The organism is Streptomyces lacaronensis (assembly GCF_047337785.1).
In the GTDB taxonomy this organism is placed as follows: domain Bacteria; phylum Actinomycetota; class Actinomycetes; order Streptomycetales; family Streptomycetaceae; genus Streptomyces; species Streptomyces lycopersici.
Window position 1 is genome coordinate 2,956,260 of sequence record NZ_JBLHDK010000003.1, and the last position, 18,379, is coordinate 2,974,638.

Annotated in this window: 12 protein-coding genes; 5 read left to right on the top strand and 7 right to left on the bottom strand. The window is 71.7% G+C overall.

The features are described 5' to 3' along the window. Positions 1-58: 58 nt before the first annotated feature. From ACMTAK_RS12460 to ACMTAK_RS12475, 4 genes are all read left to right on the top strand, one after another. Positions 59-817, top strand: a complete 759-nt coding sequence (locus ACMTAK_RS12460; protein WP_413806271.1) for an enoyl-CoA hydratase/isomerase family protein — start codon at positions 59-61, stop codon at positions 815-817. A gap of 204 nt (positions 818-1,021) precedes the next feature. Continuing rightward, positions 1,022-1,885, top strand: coding sequence for an SCO6745 family protein (locus ACMTAK_RS12465; RefSeq protein WP_413806272.1), 864 nt, complete (start codon positions 1,022-1,024; stop codon positions 1,883-1,885). A 307-nt stretch (positions 1,886-2,192) separates the two neighbouring features. After that, on the top strand, positions 2,193-2,333 hold the full coding sequence (locus tag ACMTAK_RS12470; RefSeq protein ID WP_201854464.1) for an LPFR motif small protein: 141 nt from the start codon (positions 2,193-2,195) through the stop codon (positions 2,331-2,333). A gap of 141 nt (positions 2,334-2,474) precedes the next feature. Next, on the top strand, positions 2,475-4,853 hold the full coding sequence (locus tag ACMTAK_RS12475) for a Tex family protein (RefSeq protein ID WP_413806273.1): 2,379 nt from the start codon (positions 2,475-2,477) through the stop codon (positions 4,851-4,853). A 76-nt stretch (positions 4,854-4,929) separates the two neighbouring features. Here the strand turns inward: ACMTAK_RS12475 and ACMTAK_RS12480 are convergent, their stop codons facing one another. The 4 genes from ACMTAK_RS12480 to ACMTAK_RS12495 all read right to left on the bottom strand — a co-directional run bounded on the left by ACMTAK_RS12480 (position 4,930) and on the right by ACMTAK_RS12495 (position 11,602). Next, on the bottom strand, positions 4,930-5,973 hold the full coding sequence (locus ACMTAK_RS12480) for an oxidoreductase (protein ID WP_413806274.1): 1,044 nt from the start codon (positions 5,971-5,973) through the stop codon (positions 4,930-4,932). A 239-nt stretch (positions 5,974-6,212) separates the two neighbouring features. After that, the gene (locus ACMTAK_RS12485) at positions 6,213-7,955 is read right to left on the bottom strand and encodes a BCCT family transporter (RefSeq protein WP_413806275.1); all 1,743 of its coding nucleotides are present in this window, start codon (positions 7,953-7,955) and stop codon (positions 6,213-6,215) included. Positions 7,956-8,155: 200 nt separating this feature from the next. Beyond that, positions 8,156-9,478: a M14 family metallopeptidase gene (locus ACMTAK_RS12490; RefSeq protein ID WP_413806276.1), complete on the bottom strand. Its 1,323-nt coding sequence runs from the start codon at positions 9,476-9,478 to the stop codon at positions 8,156-8,158. Positions 9,479-9,583: 105 nt separating this feature from the next. Continuing rightward, positions 9,584-11,602: a Xaa-Pro dipeptidyl-peptidase gene (locus ACMTAK_RS12495; RefSeq protein ID WP_413806277.1), complete on the bottom strand. Its 2,019-nt coding sequence runs from the start codon at positions 11,600-11,602 to the stop codon at positions 9,584-9,586. 185 nt (positions 11,603-11,787) lie between these two features. Here ACMTAK_RS12495 and ACMTAK_RS12500 point away from each other — a divergent pair, with 185 nt between their 5' ends. Beyond that, positions 11,788-13,278: a M1 family metallopeptidase gene (locus ACMTAK_RS12500; RefSeq protein ID WP_413806278.1), complete on the top strand. Its 1,491-nt coding sequence runs from the start codon at positions 11,788-11,790 to the stop codon at positions 13,276-13,278. Between the two features lie 136 nt (positions 13,279-13,414). Here the strand turns inward: ACMTAK_RS12500 and ACMTAK_RS12505 are convergent, their stop codons facing one another. The 3 genes from ACMTAK_RS12505 to ACMTAK_RS12515 all read right to left on the bottom strand — a co-directional run bounded on the left by ACMTAK_RS12505 (position 13,415) and on the right by ACMTAK_RS12515 (position 18,332). Then, positions 13,415-13,579: a multidrug ABC transporter permease gene (locus ACMTAK_RS12505; RefSeq protein ID WP_413806279.1), complete on the bottom strand. Its 165-nt coding sequence runs from the start codon at positions 13,577-13,579 to the stop codon at positions 13,415-13,417. 132 nt (positions 13,580-13,711) lie between these two features. Further along, a complete protein-coding gene (locus ACMTAK_RS12510) occupies positions 13,712-14,572 on the bottom strand; it encodes an oxygenase MpaB family protein (protein WP_413806280.1) in 861 nt (286 codons plus the stop codon). Between the two features lie 19 nt (positions 14,573-14,591). Beyond that, the gene (locus tag ACMTAK_RS12515) at positions 14,592-18,332 is read right to left on the bottom strand and encodes a glycoside hydrolase family 2 TIM barrel-domain containing protein (RefSeq protein ID WP_413806281.1); all 3,741 of its coding nucleotides are present in this window, start codon (positions 18,330-18,332) and stop codon (positions 14,592-14,594) included. Between the last annotated feature and the right edge of the window lie 47 nt (positions 18,333-18,379).

The following is an 18,379-nucleotide window of genomic DNA, read 5'->3' on the forward strand; positions in this document are numbered from 1 at the left end:
GACCGGCTTGAACGGCCGGGTCCCAGCGGATATCAGCGGCCCGGATACGATCCGCCACATGGAGCCCTCTCTGGAGCACGAGGTCGCGGACGGCATAGCGACCGTCGTCATCCGCCACCCCGCCAAGCGCAACGCGATGACCCCCCGGATGTGGCGGACGCTGCCCCCGCTGCTGGCCCGGCTCGCCGCCGACCCCGCCGTACGGGCGCTGGTGCTCACCGGCGACGGCGACACCTTCTGCGCGGGCGCCGACATCGGCTCGCTGAGCGCCACGTACGAGGAGACCGCCGGGATCGCGCTGCCCGCCGAGGAGGCGCTGGCGGCCTTCCCCAAGCCGACCCTGGCCGCGGTGCGCGGCTACTGCGTGGGCGGCGGCTGCCAGCTCGCGGCCGCCTGCGATCTCCGGTTCGCCGAGGAGGGCGCCCAGTTCGGGATCACCCCGGCCAAGCTGGGGATCGTCTACGCCTCCAGCTCGACCCGCCGGCTGGTCGAGCTGGTGGGACCGGCCACCGCCAAGTTCCTGCTGTTCTCGGGCGAGCTGATCGACACCGAGCGGGCGCTGCGCACCGGGCTGGTGGACGAGGTGCTGCCGGTGGGCGAACTCGACAAGCGGGTGGCGGAGTTCACGCGGGTGCTGGTCTCGCGGTCGCAGCTCACCCAGGCCGCGGCCAAGGAGTTCGCGGCCGGGCGCGCCGAGCCGGACAGGGTCGCGTACTGGCAGGAGCAGGCGGGGGACAGCAAGGAGGCCGCCGAGGGCATCGCGGCCTTCTTCGAGCGCCGCCCGCCCCGGTTCCGCTGGACCCCACCGGCCGAATGACCACGGCGGGACGCGGCCGGATCGGGCGGGGTCCATGGGATCCGTGAGGGCGTCACGGCGGCGGGGGTCTGGCGGGACCGGCCGGGCCGATGGGAGCCGTAAGGGCGTCACGGCGGTCGAGGAGTGGCCGGATCCGGCGGGACCGACGAGGACTGGTGAGACCCGGGCTACCGGGAGTGACTACCTGTCGGTAACGTGCGGCCCATGACCACACTTCCCGAGCTTGCCGCCCGTCGCTGTTACAGCGTCGTCAACCCCCTCCACTCCGCCATCTACTTCTCCCCCGACTTCGGCGAGGAACTCGCCGAGCTGGGGCTGAAGGACGGCGCGGCAGCGTACTTCGTCGGCCGCGCGGCGCCCCTCGGACGGGTGGGCGCGGGCACCGTCACCGCGACCTTCTTCAACTTCAGCCACGACCTGGTCGCCCGCCACATTCCGGCCGCGTGGGATGTGGTCTCCCCCGAGGTCGCCCTGGAGGCCCGGCTGCGGGCCGCCGACTCGGTGCTGCGGCGGGTGCTGGGCGAGGAGATCATCGCCTCCAAGGAGCTGGCCGAGGCCGCGGAGCTGGCCCTGCGCGCCACGGAGGCCTGCTCGCGCCTGGCGCGCCCGCTGTACGCCGCCCACGCCGACCTGCCCGTCCCGGACGCCCCGCACCTGGCGCTGTGGCACGCCGCCACGCTGCTGCGCGAACACCGCGGCGACGCCCATCTGATGACCCTGGTCGGCGCCGGGCTGGACGCGGTCGAGGCGCTGGCCTCCCACACCGCGACCGGTCAGGGCATGTCCACCAAGTGGATCCTGCGGACGCGCGGCTACAGCGCCGAGGAGTGGGAGGCGGGTCGCCAGCGGCTGCGCGACCGCGGCCTGCTCACCGCCGACAACGAGCTGACGGAGGCCGGTGAGCGGCTGCGCCGGGACCTGGAGGCCGAGACCGACCGTCTGGACGCGGCGCCGTACGAGCACCTGGGCGCCGAGGGCGTGTCCCGGCTCACCGAGCTCGCCACCGCCTTCTCCACGACCGCCCGCGAAAACGGCGCCTTCCCGGCCGACCTGCGCGGCAAGAACTGACGGACGGCCCCTCGGGCCGCCCGTCCGGGGCCGGGCCTCCCGGCGAGGCACGGCCCCGGACACGTCCGGACACACGCCCGACGCGGAGCCCGCCGCCGGCCCGGCACAGGGCCCCGGTCGGCGGCGCCGCCGTGGGGCGCGTTTGGCAGGGGCACATCGGGATACCCGCTTGCTGTGCGCGATCGGCTGTCCGACAACCGGGCGCCCACACCGCGCGCCGCGTACGCCGGCAACAGCCCGTGCGCCGCGTAGCGAACGGTGCCCGGCGACGGCCGCCGAGCCGCCACCGACCGACAGGAGGTATCCCGTGTTCCGTGCCATCGCCGACGTGCTCCGTGCCATCGGTGCCGCCATCGCGACCGTGGTGACGCTTCCCTTCCGCGCTGTGGCCCGCCTCCTCGGCGGTGTCTCCGACGCGGCGAGCGGACCGCGTCGCAGGCGGGTGTGATGACCGTTTCCGGCTGATACCGGTGTCCGCCCGGCCCGTACCCGGGCCTCCCCGGCCCGCCGAAAGCGTCGGCCGCGACCGCTTCGTCAGTGCCACCTGCCACAATGCAGGAGCAGTTCAGACCGAAAGCGGAGCGTGATCGTGACGACGTCCATCGAAGGCAGGATCGCCGAGGAACTCGGCGTACGGGAACGGCAGGTCAAGGCCGCCGTCGAGCTGCTCGACGGCGGCTCTACCGTGCCGTTCATCGCGCGCTACCGCAAGGAAGCGACGGAGATGCTCGACGACGCGCAGCTGCGCTCCCTGGAGGAGCGGCTGCGCTATTTGCGGGAGCTGGAGGAGCGGCGCACCGCGATCCTCGACTCGATCCGCTCCCAGGGCAAGCTGGACGAGGCCCTGGAGGCGCAGATCCTCGCCGCGGACTCCAAGGCCCGGCTGGAGGACATCTACCTCCCCTACAAGCCCAAGCGGCGCACGAAGGCGCAGATCGCCCGCGAGGCCGGGCTCGAGCCGCTCGCCGAAGGACTGCTGGGCGACCCGACCGTGGAGCCCACGGCCGCCGCGGCGGCCTTCGTGGACGCCGAGAAGGGCGTCGCGGACGCCGCCGCCGCGCTGGAGGGCGCGCGGGCCATCCTGACCGAGCGGTTCAGCGAGGACGCGGACCTCATCGGCGAGCTGCGTGAGCGCATGTGGGAGCGCGGCCGGGTGGCCACCAAGGTGCGCGAGGGCAAGGAGGAGGCGGGCGCCAAGTTCGCCGACTACTTCGACTTCGCCGAGCCGTTCACCGAGCTGCCCTCGCACCGGGTGCTGGCGATGTTCCGCGGTGAGAAGGAGGAGGTCCTCGACCTCACGCTGGAGCCGGAGGAGCCCTCCGAGGAGACCGGCCCCACCTCCTACGAGCGCTCCATCGCCCACCGCTTCGGCATCGCCGACCGCGGCCGCCCCGCCGACAAGTGGCTGGCCGACACGGTGCGCTGGGCCTGGCGCACCCGCGTCCTGGTCCACCTCGGCATCGATCTGCGGCTGCGGCTGCGCCAGGCCGCCGAGGACGAGGCCGTCCGCGTCTTCGCCGCCAACCTCCGCGATCTGCTGCTCGCCGCCCCGGCCGGGACGCGCGCCACGATGGGCCTCGACCCCGGCTTCCGTACGGGCGTGAAGGTGGCCGTGGTCGACGCGACCGGCAAGGTGGCGGCCACGGACACGATCTACCCGCACGTCCCCCGCAACCAGTGGGACGAGGCCCTGGACAAGCTGGCCCGGCTGGCGCGTGAGCACAAGGTGGAGCTCATCGCGATCGGCAACGGCACGGCGTCCCGCGAGACCGACAAGCTGGCGGGCGACCTGTGCGCCAAGCACCCCGAGCTGAAGCTCACCAAGGTGATGGTCTCGGAGGCCGGCGCCTCCGTGTACTCGGCCTCCGCCTTCGCCTCGCAGGAGCTTCCGGAGCTCGATGTCTCGCTGCGCGGCGCCGTCTCCATCGCGCGGCGGCTCCAGGATCCGCTGGCCGAGCTGGTCAAGATCGATCCGAAGTCGATCGGCGTCGGCCAGTACCAGCACGACCTGTCCGAGGTGAAGCTCTCCCGCTCGCTCGACGCGGTCGTCGAGGACTGTGTGAACGGTGTCGGGGTGGACGTCAACACGGCCTCCGCCCCGCTGCTCAGCCGGGTCTCGGGCATCGGCACCGGCCTCGCGGAGAACATCGTCTCCCACCGCGACACCAACGGCCCGTTCCGCAACCGTAAGGCGCTCAAGGACGTGGCCCGGCTCGGCCCCAAGGCCTATGAGCAGTGCGCGGGCTTCCTGCGCATCCGCGGCGGCGACGACCCGCTGGACGGGTCGAGCGTGCACCCCGAGGCGTATCCGGTGGTGCGGCGGATGGCCGCCACGGCGGGCGGCGACGTGTCCACCCTCATCGGCAACACCTCGGTACTGCGCGGCCTGCGGCCGAACGAGTTCGTGGACGACGCCTTCGGTCTGCCGACCGTCACCGACATCCTCAAGGAGCTGGAGAAGCCGGGCCGCGACCCGCGTCCCGCCTTCAAGACGGCGACCTTCAAGGAGGGCGTCGAGAAGATCGGCGACCTGTCGGCCGGGATGATCCTGGAGGGCGTCGTCACCAATGTCGCGGCGTTCGGCGCGTTCGTGGACGTCGGTGTGCACCAGGACGGTCTGGTGCATGTCTCCGCGATGTCCAAGACGTTCGTCAAGGACCCGCGGGACGTGGTCAAGCCCGGTGACATCGTGCGGGTGAAGGTCCTGGACGTCGACATCCCGCGCAAGCGGATCTCGCTGACGCTCCGGCTCGACGACGAGGCGAGCGCCCCGTCCGGCGGCGGCCGCGACCGCAACCGCTCCGACGACGGCCGCGGTCAGCGCGGCGGGGGCCGTCGCGGCGCGCCCCAGCAGCGCCAGGGCGGCGGCCGTGGGCAGCGCGGCGGCGGCCGCGACGCGGCCCCGGTGAACGGCGCGATGGCGGACGCCCTGCGGCGGGCGGGCCTGGTGGACCCGAAGAAGCGCTAGCCCGCTGAGTAAGGTCCGCCCCTGGTCGGCCCCGCCATGACGGCGAGGCCGCGCGGGGGCGGGCCGACCGCCGCCGTTACCGTTCCACGGGCGTGACCCGGACTGCTTCATTGGTTCGCGCCACCAGGTAGGAGCGCCCACGGAGGGCGCGGGGGTCCAGGGGAACGTGGTGGGTGCCCGGGTCCAGGACGGCGTCGAAGAGCTCGCGCGTATGGGGCCGCGACAACCGGTCCAGGCGATGGGCCACAAGCGCCACCCGGCAGGTGGACGCGACCTCGACCACCGCCTCGGCGCCACCCGCCGCCGTCGTCAGGCCGAGGAGGCGGCGGCGGTCGAGGGGGGTGCGGTCCAGGGCCTGTTCGACCTGGGCGACGAGCAGGGGGACGATCGGGGCGAGCGCGGTGACGCACACCGCGTCGGAGCGCGCCGCCGCGAAGGCGTCCCGGACCGCGTCACACTCGTCCTGACCCACCGTCCGGCCGAAGACCACCGCACTGTATTTACGCAGCTCATCCGCGTGGGCACCCGCCGCGTCCAGGGTGATCTCGGCGCCGATGCCGATGCGGCGCAGCGCGGCGGCCAGCTTGGCGAGGACGGCGGCCCGCGGCCCGATCAGCAGCACCCGCGGGCCGTTCGGCATCTCGGGCGGGAGCGCGCCGTCGGCGGTCAGCAGCCCCTTCAGCGCGGTGCGGTACTGCTCGCCGTGGAAACGGTAAGGGCCGAGGTCGTGGTATCCGTCGCGCTCGGCGTCCGGGGTCCCGCCGGTCTGCCGGACGAAGTCACGCCAGACGACGTCGGGACCGTCCCGCTCGATGACGGCGGTGACGGCCCCGCATTCCAGCCCCTCGCACTCCGGGCAGCCGTAGAGGATGAACCGGTTCCCCGCCAGCGGCGCCTCCGTCTCCAGCAGCAGCCTCCGCACCTGCTCTGCGAGGGCGGTGGGCGCGATGTCGGCGGCGAGCGGTGAGACCGCGTCGAGGTCGGCGAGGCGCCCCAGCAGGGGTCTGCCGTCCACCACGAAGTCCAGGAAGTCGCGGTGGGTTTGGTACGCGCCGTCGGCCAGCACACCGCCCGCGCGCATCGCCGGGGCCAGCCCGAAGGTCACGTACTCGGAGGTCATGCCCCGAGTATTCCCGGTTCGGGGCGGTATCAGGCGGTAACCGGCGGTGCGCCGCCCGGACCGGGGTCCGGGCGGCAGGACACGGCCGCGCCCGAAAGCGGCGGCCGGGGCCGCTAAGGGGTCCGCAGGAAGTGCCCCGACATGCCGTCGATCATCTGCGACGCCGTCGTGGCTGGTCGCGCAGTTCCCCGCGCCCCTTCGGGACGCGTCCGAACCGCGGTCGACTTCCGCCGATCCGCTCAGCGGGCGTCGGCCGCGCTGGTGCGATCGTCCGACCTGGCCGCGCCGTCCTCGTTCCCGGACGGGGAATCGGCATCCGGCGGGGAGCCGGCGTCGGACGGGGTCACCGGACCGATGCGGATCTCGAACTCGCCCGCGTACTTCTCATGACCGGCGATGACCGCCATCTCGACGGCCTCCTCGCCCTTCTCGCCCCGGACGATCAGCGGATCGCGGCGCAGATCCTTCAGCAGGGCCCAGCACAGCCCCACCATCACCAGCGTGAAGGGCGCCGCCACCAGGATCGTCAGGTTCTGCAACCCGGTGAGGGCATCGCCCCCACCGCCGCCGATCAGCAGCATGACGGCCGCCACCGCGCCCGTGACCACGCCCCAGAAGATGACCACGAAGCGGGTCGGCTCGAAGGCGCCCTTCTGCGAGAGCGTGCCCATCACGATGGACGCGGCGTCGGCGCCGGAGACGAAGAAGATGCCGACGAGGATCATCACCAGGACGCTCATCACCCCGGCGATCGGGTACTGGTCCAGCACCCCGAACAGCTGTCCCTCCTGGGTGGATTCCTTCCCCAGCCGCCCCGCGGCCTGAAGCTTCATCGAAGAGCCGCCGAAGATGGCGAACCAGATCAGGCTGACGGTGCTCGGAACCAGGATCACACCGCCCACGAACTGCCGGATGGTGCGGCCGCGGCTGATCCGGGCGATGAACATGCCCACGAACGGCGTCCAGGAGATCCACCAGGCCCAGTAGAAGACCGTCCAGCTGCTCAGCCAGTCCGCGACCGACTTGCCGCCGGTGGCCTCGGTGCGGCCCACCAGCTGCGGCAGATCGCCGATGTACGAGCCGATCGAGGTCGGCAGCAGATCGAGGATGATGATGGTCGGGCCCGCCACGAAGACGAAGACCGCGAGGAAGAGCGCCAGCACCATATTGATGTTGGACAGCCACTGGATGCCCTTGGCGACACCCGAGACGGCGGACGCGATGAAGGCGACCGTCAGGATCGCGATGACGGCGACCAGCAGCCCGGTGCCCACGTCGCTCTTCCAGCCCAGCACCTCGATACCGCTGCCGATCTGCAAGGCGCCGAGGCCGAGCGAGGCGGCGGAGCCGAAGAGGGTGGCGAAGATGGCCAGGATGTCGATGACCCGGCCGCCCCAGCCGTTGGCGTTCTTGGAGCCGATGAGGGGCGTGAAGACCGCGCTGATGGTCTGCCGGCGGCCGCGGCGGAAGGTGCTGTACGCGATGGCCAGGCCGACGACCGCGTAGATGGCCCAGGGGTGCAGCGTCCAGTGGAAGAGCGTGGTGGACATCGCGGTCTGCATCTTCTCGGCCGCGGTGCCGGGGTCGGTCCCGGGCGGCGGGGAAATGAAGTGCGACAGCGGCTCACTCACGCCGTAGAACATCAAACCGATGCCCATGCCCGCGCTGAACATCATCGCGACCCATGAGACGGTGCGGAATTCGGGTTCCTCGCCCTCCTTTCCGAGGGTGATCTTGCCGTAGCGGCTCATGGCCAGCCAGAGGGCGAAGATCACAAACCCCGACGCGGCCAGGACGAAGGCCCATCCGCCGTTGTGTATCAGCCCGGAGAGCATGCTGTCCGAGACGCTCTCCAGGGTGTCGCTGGCCACGGACCCCCAGATGACGAAGGCGACCGTCAGCGCGGCGGAGACGCCGAAGACCACGCGGTCCGTCCCGGGATTCCGATGGGGCCCGGCGGGGTCGGAGCCAGGGAGATCCACGACCGGAGGATCGCCGCTGACGTCCCCCGTAGTTGTACCTGTCTGCGGCACGCAAAAGACCTTTCACTGGGGGGTTTATCTGACGGAGCTTCGGCTACCCAGGACTCCAGGATGCATGCCACCGGCCGTGGGGCCGGTGTTTTTCGTGCGCCGTCAGGACGTCAGGTCAGGGCGTCACGTCAGGGCGTCACGGCGTCAGGTCAGCACGCGTCCACCGGCCGCCCCTCGGCGAGGTGGTACGCGGCGCGGCCGTCCAGCAGCAGCGGCACCAGCGCGCGGGCCGACTGGCGCAGCGGTACGAAGGCGCTTCCATCGCGCTTGACGGGCCGCGCCGTCACCCCGTGCAGGGCCAGCTCGTCCCGTACCTCGCCATAACTCTCGGCGTCCAGCCGGTAGCCGCACGGCGGATCCTGGAGGACCGTGTCCTTCTCCGGCGGTTCGTTGTCGGCGCCGCCGAGGTAGACCGGGCCCCGGTCCGCGTAGCCGGCCAGCCGCGCCGCCGTCGTGGCCGCCTCGATCCGGGCGCGCCGCTCGGTGATGAAGTCGAAGGCGCCGTTCAGGGCGGCCAGATGGGAGTCCACCCGGCGGCGGTTGTTGAGGGCGGGGTCGGCCTTCTCGGCGTCGGTGAGCGGGTCGACCCGGGTCTCGGCCAGCAGCCCGACGGAATGCTTGACGCCCGCGGTGTTGCGCAGGATCCGCTCCTGACCGTCGCCCGCCACCTGTTTGACCGGCTCACCGGTCTCGGGGTCGGTCCATATGCCGTAGACGCCGGTGGTGTGGCCCGCGGCCTCGACGCTGGGGCGCGCATAGGCGTCCGACAGGGTCCGCGCCTCGCGGTGCACCGGGCCTGAAGTGTTGAGGTTGCGCGGCCACAGCGCCAGCAGGTCCTTCACGTAGTACGGGGCGGTCGCCCCGTACTCGTGCAGGTCGTAGACGGTGTCCGGCCGCCAGTCGCGGATGACGCCCGCCATCGCGCGGGACTCGGCGGTGGAGAGCGCGATGTGGTCGCGGTTGATGTCCACGCCGTCGGAGTTGCCACGGGTGTCGGCGGCGCGGCCGTCGGGGTTGGCGGTCGGGACGACGAGCACCTGGGTGCGCTCCAGGAAGCGCCGCGTCCGGCCGTCCTTGGCGTAGGCGAGGTCGCGGATGGTGGACAGACACGCCTCGCGGCCGGAGGGCTCGTCGCCGTGCTGGGAGCAGATGAGCAGCAGGACGTTGCCGCGCGCCGCCCGGACCGGATCGGCGGGTGCGGCAGGTGCGCCGATCCGCACCAGCCGCAGCGGCCGCCCCTGCGCGGTGGCGCCGATCCGGTCGACGGCGACGCGCGGTGCCGCTTTGTCGACGGCCGTGAGGAAGTCCGCCTCCTCGGCCTGGGTGGTCCACCGTGCGCCATGGCTGACCTCGAACCCCGTACGCGGCAGGCGCTGTTCGGCCCGCGCGGGCGCGCTGAGGAACGACCCGGTCAGCAGCGCACCGATCGCGCCGCAAGCGGCGCTGCGGATGAGGGGTGACCGCGAGAACAAGAAGGACCTCCTGGGGTGTGGGGATGCGGGGCGGTATCGGTGGCGGCGTCCTGGCGGGCCGCCGCCGGTGGGCCCCGCACAGGCGGCGGGGCCCACCGGCGCGGGTCAGTCGTGGGTGGACATGGACGGGAGCGGGGTCCGGTGGTGCGGGGCCCGTACGCCCTTCAGGGGCGGTGTGGCCGCCGTGGGCGAGGGGGCGGCCACGGCCTTCGGGGCGCCACCGACCAGCGGCAGACGGGCCGAGGTGCGGGGCAGGTCCAGGGTCAGCCGCGGGGTGGTGGACGGCGGTTCGATGAGGCCCGCGTCCGTACCGGCGATGATCAGACCGAGGCGGTGGCCGGCCGGGACCACATGGTCGGTCGCCGCGAGGTCGAGGGTGATGGTGTACTCCTTGCCGGGGGTCAGCGGGCGGCCCTTGCCGTCGTCCGCGGAGTGACCGAGGTCGGCCCAGCCCCGGCTGAAGACCGTGTAGTCCACGTCCTCCTTGTCGGCGGCGGTCTCCTTGAAGCAGGCGCTGTCGCCGTCTGTGCCGCTGCCCCAGCAGGTGCGCCGGTCGAGGGTGGTGATCCCCTCGCCCGCCGCCGTGTAGTCGCGGATGGTGGCCGGGCCGAGGTCGACCAGGACCGCGGAGAGATGGGCGCTGGTGGTGGAGGGCGTGGCGGTGACGGTGACCGTGCCGGAGCCGGACAGCCGCAGGTCCTTCTTGAGCGGACCGGTGGTGAAGCCGGCCTTGCCGGGCGTCGAGGTGTCGATCGCCGCGGACCAGTCGGCCTCGCTCAGCGCGGGGTCGTCGGTGAAGGTCTCCGTGGCGCCGGGCTCGGCCCGCTCGGTGCCGAGCACGCCCACGCCCGCCGTGGCGCCGCCGCGCGGGCGCAGGGTGGTCTGCCGGGTGCCGGAGGGGGGCCAGACGCGGTCGGTGGACCACTGGTCGGGGGCGCGCTCGACATCGGCCATCGGCTCGCGCTCGATGCCGTTGTCGACACCGAGGAGGTAGTGGTCGAACCAGCGGTGCAGCGTGCGCACCCACTCCTCACGCCGGTAGTCGAACGGGTCGACATGCCCGGTCTGCGAGAGCCAGATCTTGCGCTCGACGCCCGCGTCGGCGAGGGCGTTCCACCACTGTCCGAGGTGCTTGGTGCGGACGTTGAGGTCCTGTGCCCCGTGGACGGCGAAGACGCTGGCCCGCACGTTGTCCACGGCCGGCACGTAGTCGCGGTCGGTCCACAGACCGGTCCAGTCGCCGTTGCGCGGGGCGCCCTCGACCAGACGTTTCTGTACGGCGGCGCAGCGGGCGTGGGCGTCATCGCTCTCAACGGCGTCCGAGAGCCCGTCGGGGCCGGAGTCGAAGAGCGCGGCGCCCTTGGCGAAGTAGTAGTCGTACCAGGAGGAGATGGCGCCGATGGGCACGACGGTCTTGAGCCCCTTGACGCCGGTGGCGGCGACCCCGTTGGCGATGGTGCCGTCGTAGCTCTTGCCGATCATGCCGGTGGCGCCGTTGGACCAGCTCGCCTTGACCCGCTCCCCGCCGGTGCGGGCGCTGTACGCGGTCGCGCGGCCGTTCAGCCAGTCGACCACGGCCTTGGCGGAGAGGATGTCGGAACGGCCGCCGACGTCCACACAGCCGTCGGAGCGGTTGGTTCCGGCGAGGTCGACCAGGACGGTGGCGTAGCCGCGCGGTACGAAGTAGTTGTCGTAGAAGAGCGGGAATTGGACCGGATTCCCGGCCGCGTCATAGGTCTTGGTCTGGCTCTCGTTGCCGCGCCCGCAGCAGGAGTAGTACGGGCTGGCGTCCATGATGACGGGGATGCGGCGGCCCTGAGCGGCGGGTTCGCGCGGCCGCACGATGTCGACGGCGACCCGGTCGGTCCGTCCGTCCGCGTCGCCGTCGATCGTGGTGTCCACCCATACGGATTCGCGGATGGCGTCCTCGTAGGAGTAGACCGGTCTGCTTTCTGATGGGCTGTCCGGTTTGCCGTCCGATCTGCTCTGCGCGGCGGAGGCGGCGTGGGCGGCCGGGGCACCGAGCGGTGGCAGCAGCGATACGACGGCGGCGACCAGCGCGGTGACCGCCGACAGCACGAGTGTGGTCCAGGGGATGCGGGATCTCCGCGTCTGTAGCAGCACGGGCGGACGGTAGCGCGAGTCAACTCCCGTACAGAAGAGGGCGATACGTGTCCTGGGCGGGTCCGAGTCGATGCCCGTTGCGTCCGGATGTCGATTGGATGTCGGACGGCGTGATGGACGTGAGGTTCGGGTGAGGAGTACATAAGGTCACGAGTGATCGTTCTCCCCTACGAGTTGGAGGACTCGTGCGTCACCACAGACTCCTCGTCCCGGCCGCGGCCGCGGCCTGCCTGCTGCTGGCGATCCCGGCATCGGCGGCCGATGCCACGCCGGGCGCTCCCGGCATCGGGGACTCCTACTACCCCTCGTACGGCAACGGCGGGTACGACGTCTCCCATTACGACCTGCGGCTGAAGTACCAGCCGAAGACGGACCGGCTGGAGGGTACGGCGACGATCGTGGCCGACGCCCGGCAGGATCTGTCCCGGTTCAACCTCGACTTCGCGCTCGATGTGAGCGAAGTGCTGGTGGGCGGGAAGAAGGCCGCCTTCAAGGCGACCGGAGACCATGAGCTGGAGATCACCCCGGCCGCGCCGCTGACCTCCGGCCGCCCCTTCACCGTGGTCGTGCGCTACAGCGGCACGCCCTCGAAGGTCGTGGCGAACGGTTTCACCTCTTGGCTGCGCACCCCGGACGGCGGGATCGCGGCCAATGAGCCGGAGTCGGCGTGGTGGTGGTTCCCGAGCAATGACCATCCGCTGGACAAGGCCACCTACGACGTATCGGTGGCGGTGCCGGACGGAACGCAGGCGATCAGCAACGGCACCCTGCGGTCGACCAGCTCCCAGCTGGGCTGGACCCGCTACAACTGGCGCTCCGGCAAGCCGCAGGCCACGTATCTGGCCACGCTGGCGGTCGGCAAGTTCGACATCACGACGGACACCACCGCCAACGGGCTGCCGGTGATCAACGCCTACAGCAAGGACCTCGGGGACAACGCGGGGGCGGCGCGGGCCAGCGTGGAGCGGTCGGCGGAGATCGTGGACTGGGAGTCCACGGTCTTCGGCCCGTACCCCTTCGACGCGCTGGGCGGCTATGTGCCCAATGTGCCCACGGGCTACGCACTGGAGACCCAGACCCGGCCGTTCTACAGCCCGAAGGGGTTCGCCAAGGGCGCGAACACCTCGCTGATCGTGCATGAGCTGGCCCATCAGTGGTTCGGCGACAGCGTCTCGCTGAAGGACTGGCGCGACATCTGGATCAACGAGGGCTTCGCCAGCTATGCACAGTGGCTGTGGTCGGAGAAGGAGGGCGAGGGCACCGCGCAGGAGCTGGCGGACTACACCTACGCCTCCTACCCGGCCGACGACCCCTTCTGGAAGGTCGAGCCGGGCAACCCGGGGGCGGAGAACCAGTTCCATGACGCGGTGTACGACCGGGGCGCGCTGGCCCTCCAGGCGCTGCGGAACCACATCGGCGACAAGGACTTCTTCGCGATCCTGAAGGGCTGGACGGCGGAGCACCGGTACGGGAACGCCTCCGTCAAGGACTTCGTGAGCTATGCGGAGAAGGTGTCGGGCGAGCCGCTGGCCTCGCTCTTCGACACCTGGCTGTTCACCCCGTCGAAGCCGGCCGCCGCGCAGGCGCGGGCGGCGGAGGTGAGCCCGGCCAAGGCGCCGGTGCGGCCGAAGTCCTGGCAGCGGATCCAGGACACCCACAGCGCCCACGGACGCTGAGCCACCCGGGCCCCGGCCGGTCCCCCGCCCCCGCCGGGGCCCGGCGCTCCGCGACGCGGCGGCGCTGTCCCGTACGGTCCGCCGCTTCGCATGGCGTCTCGTACGGCCCGCCGCATCCCGTGGCGTCCCGTACGGCCTACCGCCTGGCGGAGCGCTGGTAGGCCGTCCGCGCCCAGAGATAGCCGCCGGCCGTCAGGGCGGCACACCAGGCGAGGGAGACAAGGGCGCTGTTGCCGATCTCCGTGCCCATCAGCAGACCCCGCAGCGTCTCGATGACCGGGGTGAAGGGCTGGTATGCCATCGATGGCACCACCATGACTCTATACGTGGCATATCCCCTGGTCAAAGCCTCATTACGACGGCACCAAGTCAGGTGCCACCCATGCGTCAGGCCATACGTCAGACCATGCGCCAGGCCGCGGAAAGCCACTGATCACGGCCGTCCGGCGCGGGCGCGGCGGCGGGCTTCACGGGCGATGGGGAGATAACGCAGCCGCTCGGGCAGCAGCGGGACCACCACCCGCGCGGCCCTGCCGAACCATCGCAACCGCCGCTCCTGCCCCCGCGTCCACTCCAGCCCGATCGCCTCCCGCGCGTCCGGCGGCATCAGCCCGGCGGTGAGGAACGCGCGGAAGCGGGTGAACAGCGGGCGCAGCAGCGGCCACGGCAGACGGAGCGGCAGCGCGTCCGGTGCGGGAACGGCCGCGTCGGGCGCGGCCAGTTCACGGGCGACGGCGGTCGGCTCCAGCCACTCCCGCACCATCGCGCGGTAGTAGGGCCAGAACTCCTCGACGGATTCCGGCATCTCGCGCTCGTCGATGCCCAGCACCCGTCCGATCCGCAGCCATTCCCCGTACAGCTGCCGCTCCTCGGCCGCGGTGAAGGGCCGGGTGCCCAGATAGCGCTGGGCGCGCAGATAGACGGGATAGCCGGTGGCGTGCACCCAGGCGTAGACGGGCGGATCCAGCGCCCGGTAGGGGCGGCCGTGCGCGTCCACGCCCTGTATGGACGCGTGGAGCCTGCGCAGCCGGTGGCCCTCCGCCTCGGCCTCCGCGCCGCCGTACACCCACAGCTGCACCGACCGCAGCGAGCGCTCCCCGCGCCCCCAGGGGTCGGTGCGGAAGACGGAGTGCTGGTCCACGCCCGCCCCGACGGCCGGATGCGCCACCTGCATGGTCATCGCGGCCGGCAGGGCGAGCACACTGCGCAGCTCCCCCGCCACGGTCCACAGGATGGAGCCCGCGGGGGGCGGATCGTGGCCTTCGGCGGTGTGGCGGGGGCTCTGCGTGCTCATGGGTCCATCGGTCGTGCGGTTACTTCCCTCCCGTTCCAGTGTGCGCGCTCGCGCCGCCGTCGAGCGGGCGCAGGGTGAGCGTGTAGTCGTAGGCGCCGTCGGCCTTCACCCGGTACTGGTCGCGCACCGGGTTGGGGGTGTCGCCCACGCCGGTGACCGCGTGGTCGGCGTGCAAGGTGTTCCAGCCGTCGTTGCGCTTCAGGAAGTGCGGGTAGGCGGCGCGGTCGAGCTCGTCGTACGCGCTGGCGCCCGCCTCCAGGTCGCCGGAGACCAGCAGTCCGGCGCCGGCGCGGTCGGTGAGGGACGCCCAGCGCACATCGTCGTGGTTGCCGTGGTCCTGGGGCTTCAGATACTCCACGTACTGGTCCTCGACCGAGGAGGACCAGACGCCCATGGGGGTGCCGTCCTTACGGTCGTTGAGGTTCTCCACCGGTCCGCGCCCATACCAACGGAAGGTGCCGTACCGCTCGGGGACCTTCAGCTTCAGGCCGATCCTGGGCAGATAGGGCAGGGTGCGGAAGTCGCCGCGCGCCTCGACCTGGTGCCGGATCCTGACCTGGCCCGCGCCGTCGACCCGGTAGGCCACGGTCTGGCCGAAGGACGCGCCGGTCACATCGGGCGCGGCGGCCGTGGAGCGGACGGTGACGGTGACCGTGCCGCCGTCGCCGGGGGTCACCTCGACGCCGTCGACGGTGGTGCGCAACCGGTCAAGACCCAGGGAGCGCCAGCGCTTGCCCTCGGCGGTGCCCCAGTCGGAGCGCTCGTTGCTGATCGGGGCGCGCCAGGCGTCCAGTTCGGGGCCGGAGCGGAGCAGTTCGCGGCCCGCCACGCGCATCGAGGTGAGCGTGCCCTCCTTCTTGCCGAAGGTGTAGCGGAACCCCTCGCCGCTGACCCGTACGGCCTCGCCGCTCTCGACGGCCTTGGCGGGGCTTTCGGCGGCCGGGGCGGGGGCAGGCTCGGGCACCTTGTCGCCGCCGACCGCGAACTGGCCGAAGGAGACCACATGCCCGGCCTTGGCCCAGTCGGTGGAGTGCGCGGTGACGGCCCGTACGGTCAGATGGCGCTCATGGCCACCGGGGTTGGCGGGCGGGGCCGGGAGCTGGACCGTGGCGCTCTCGCCGGGGCCGACGTCCAGGGCACGGGTGCCGCTGGCGACGGTCCGCGCGCCCTCGGTCACCGTCCAGCGCAGCCGGAGGTCGTCGGTGCCGGTGAAGGCGCGCTCGTTGGTGACCTTCACCTTGCCGGCACGGGCGCCGCCGCCGCCCGGGTCGGTGATGCGGATCGGCGCCTGCGCCCAGGCCAGCTGGGCGGTCTCGGGCTCCGGGTCGCGGTCGGCGGTGACCAGGCCGTCCACACCGGATTCATAGAGCCCGTAGGAGAGATAGCTGCCCTTACGGGTGAAGTCGTCGAAGTTCAGGGCGATCAGGGCGGCGCGCTCGGGGTCCTGGCCGGCGGCGAGCCGCTCCGCGCCGAGCGCCGTGTCATAGACCCGGACCTGGTCGATGGTGCCCTTGGCGGTCCGGCCGGTCCAGCCGTCCTCCATGGTGTCGTTGTTCCGGCCGACGCCGAGGTCGAAGCCGGTGTAGTCGATGTGCCCGCTCCACTCGGTCCTGGCGAGCTCCTTACCGTCGGCATAGAGACGCAGCGCGCTGCCGTCGTAGGTGCCGGTGACCCGGTGCCAGGCGCCGGTCCAGCCGTCGGGCACGGGGGCGGTGACGGTGCGGGGCTTGCCACCGCTGGTGATGGTGAATTCGAGGGTGTCCTCGTCCTTCATCCGCAGGACGTACTGATCGCCCTTGCTGACGATGGTGAAGTCCCCGGTCCAGGGCTCGGCCGGTTTGACGCGGGCGTCGAGGGTGACGGCGGTGCCGGTGAGGTCGAGCTTCGGATCGCGGTAGGTCTCGACGAAGTCGTCAAGACCGGACAGGTACAGCGCCTTGCCCTTTCCTCCGTAGCCGTCGACCACCTTCGGCTTGCCGGACAGGGAGGCGGCGATGTCATGGCCGGAGGAGTCGGGGGTGGTGATCAGCGGACGGCGGATGTTCTGCTCGGCCCAGTCCCAGATGAAGCCGCCCTGAGCGCTGGGGTAGGCGCGCATCACCTCCCAGAACTCGCGGAAGTTGCCCAGGCTGTTGCCCATGGCGTGGGCGTATTCGCCCATCACGATGGGCTTGGTGAAGGTCTTGGCCTTGGTTTCGAGGGAGGCCGGGGTGGGATAGCGGGGTCCGGCGATGTCCGCGTAGGGAGCGTCGCCGTCGGGGCTGTTGGACTGGTGGTAGAGCGGGCGGGTGGGCTCGTTCGCCCGGGTCCACTTCGCCATCGCGTAGTGCGCCTTGCCCAGCCCGGCCTCGTTCCCGGTGTCCCACATGATCACGCTGGGGTGGTTCTTGTCGCGCTCCACCATGCCCTGGTGGCGCTCGAGGAACGCCTTCTGCCATGCGGGGCGCTCGGCCAGGCAGTCGTCCGGGCAGTTCTCGTGGCTGTGGGTCTCGACCTCCATCTCGTCGTCGATCAGGATGCCCTCGCGGTCGGCGAGCTCATAGAGGTACGGGTCCGAGGGGTAGTGCGAGGTGCGGATCGCGTTGACGTTCAGCCGCTTCATCAGCCGGATGTCCTGCTCCATCCGGGCGCGGGTGGCATGGCGTCCGGTGGCCGGGTCGGTCTCGGCGCGGTTGACGCCGCGGATCAGGATGCGTTTGCCGTTGAGCGTGAGCTGCTTGTCCTTGACCTCGATCTCACGGAATCCGACGCTCTGGCGCACGGTCTGGATCGCCTTGCCCTCCGGATCGCGCAGGGTGAGCACCAGCGCATAGAGGTTCGGCGTCTCGTCGGACCACTTGGCGGGGTTGGCGATCTGCCCCGTCAGCTCCGCCTTCCCGGCCTTCTCCTCGGCCGTCAGCCGCCGTACCTCACGCCCCTTGGGGTCGTAGAGCACACCGGTGACCTGATGGGGTCCGCTCTTGTCGCTTCCGGTACGCGCGATGTCCACTTCGGTGCGCAGGGTGGCGTCCCGGTAGGAGGCGTCGAGATCGGTGGTGACGTACGCGTCCTCCATGCGGGTCGTCGGCGTGGAGTACAGCGATACGGACCGGAAGATGCCCGCGTAGCGCCACTGGTCGTAGTCCTCCAGATACGAACCCGCGCTCCAGCGGTGCGCCTGGACGGCGATCCGGTTGGTGGCGCCGGGCCGCAGATAGTCGGTCACATCGAACTCGGCGGGCACATAGCCGCCCTGGTCGTAGCCGACGTAGTGGCCGTTGATCCACAGGAACCAGCCGGAGGTGACCCCGTCGAAGCGGATCACCTGCCGCCGCCCGTCCCAGTTCCGGGGCACCGTGATGTCCCGGATGTACGCCCCGGTCGGGTTGGTGTCACGGGGCACCTTGGGCGGATCGTCGGGCGACATCTCGCTCTGGACGTTGCGGAACACCGGATGGTCGAGGTCGTCGGTCTGCCAGGTGTGCGGGACCTGGACGCGCTGCCACGCCGAGGCGTCGTAGCCGTCCTTCCAGAAGCCGCTCGGGGCGTCCTCCGGGCGGTCGGCCAGGGCGAACCGCCAGGACCCGTCCAGGCTGCGCTCCCACTGCGCGCGGTCGGGCCCGTCCGGCCGCAGCCGGGTGTGCGGGGGCTCCTGGCCCTCGCCGGTGCGCTCCGGGTCCTCGAGGTAGGTGTGCACATCGGCGGGGAACTTGCCCGCGTCCGGCGACCTCCCGACGGCCGTGTCCGCGGCCGTGAGACCGAGGCCGACGGCGGTGGTCATGGCCAGTACCGCCCCGATCAATCGCCGTATCCGATACCTGCCGCGTT

What these genes read in the sequence shown, in the direction of transcription:
- ACMTAK_RS12460 (WP_413806271.1), top strand. Translation starts at nt 59, where the DNA reads ATGGAGCCCTCTCTGGAGCACGAGGTCGCGGACGGCATAGCGACCGTC.
- ACMTAK_RS12510 (WP_413806280.1), bottom strand. Translation starts at nt 14,572, where the DNA reads ATGAGCACGCAGAGCCCCCGCCACACCGCCGAAGGCCACGATCCGCCC.
- ACMTAK_RS12515 (WP_413806281.1), bottom strand. Translation starts at nt 18,332, where the DNA reads ATGACCACCGCCGTCGGCCTCGGTCTCACGGCCGCGGACACGGCCGTC.
- ACMTAK_RS12505 (WP_413806279.1), bottom strand. Translation starts at nt 13,579, where the DNA reads ATGGCATACCAGCCCTTCACCCCGGTCATCGAGACGCTGCGGGGTCTG.
- ACMTAK_RS12465 (WP_413806272.1), top strand. Translation starts at nt 1,022, where the DNA reads ATGACCACACTTCCCGAGCTTGCCGCCCGTCGCTGTTACAGCGTCGTC.
- ACMTAK_RS12480 (WP_413806274.1), bottom strand. Translation starts at nt 5,973, where the DNA reads ATGACCTCCGAGTACGTGACCTTCGGGCTGGCCCCGGCGATGCGCGCG.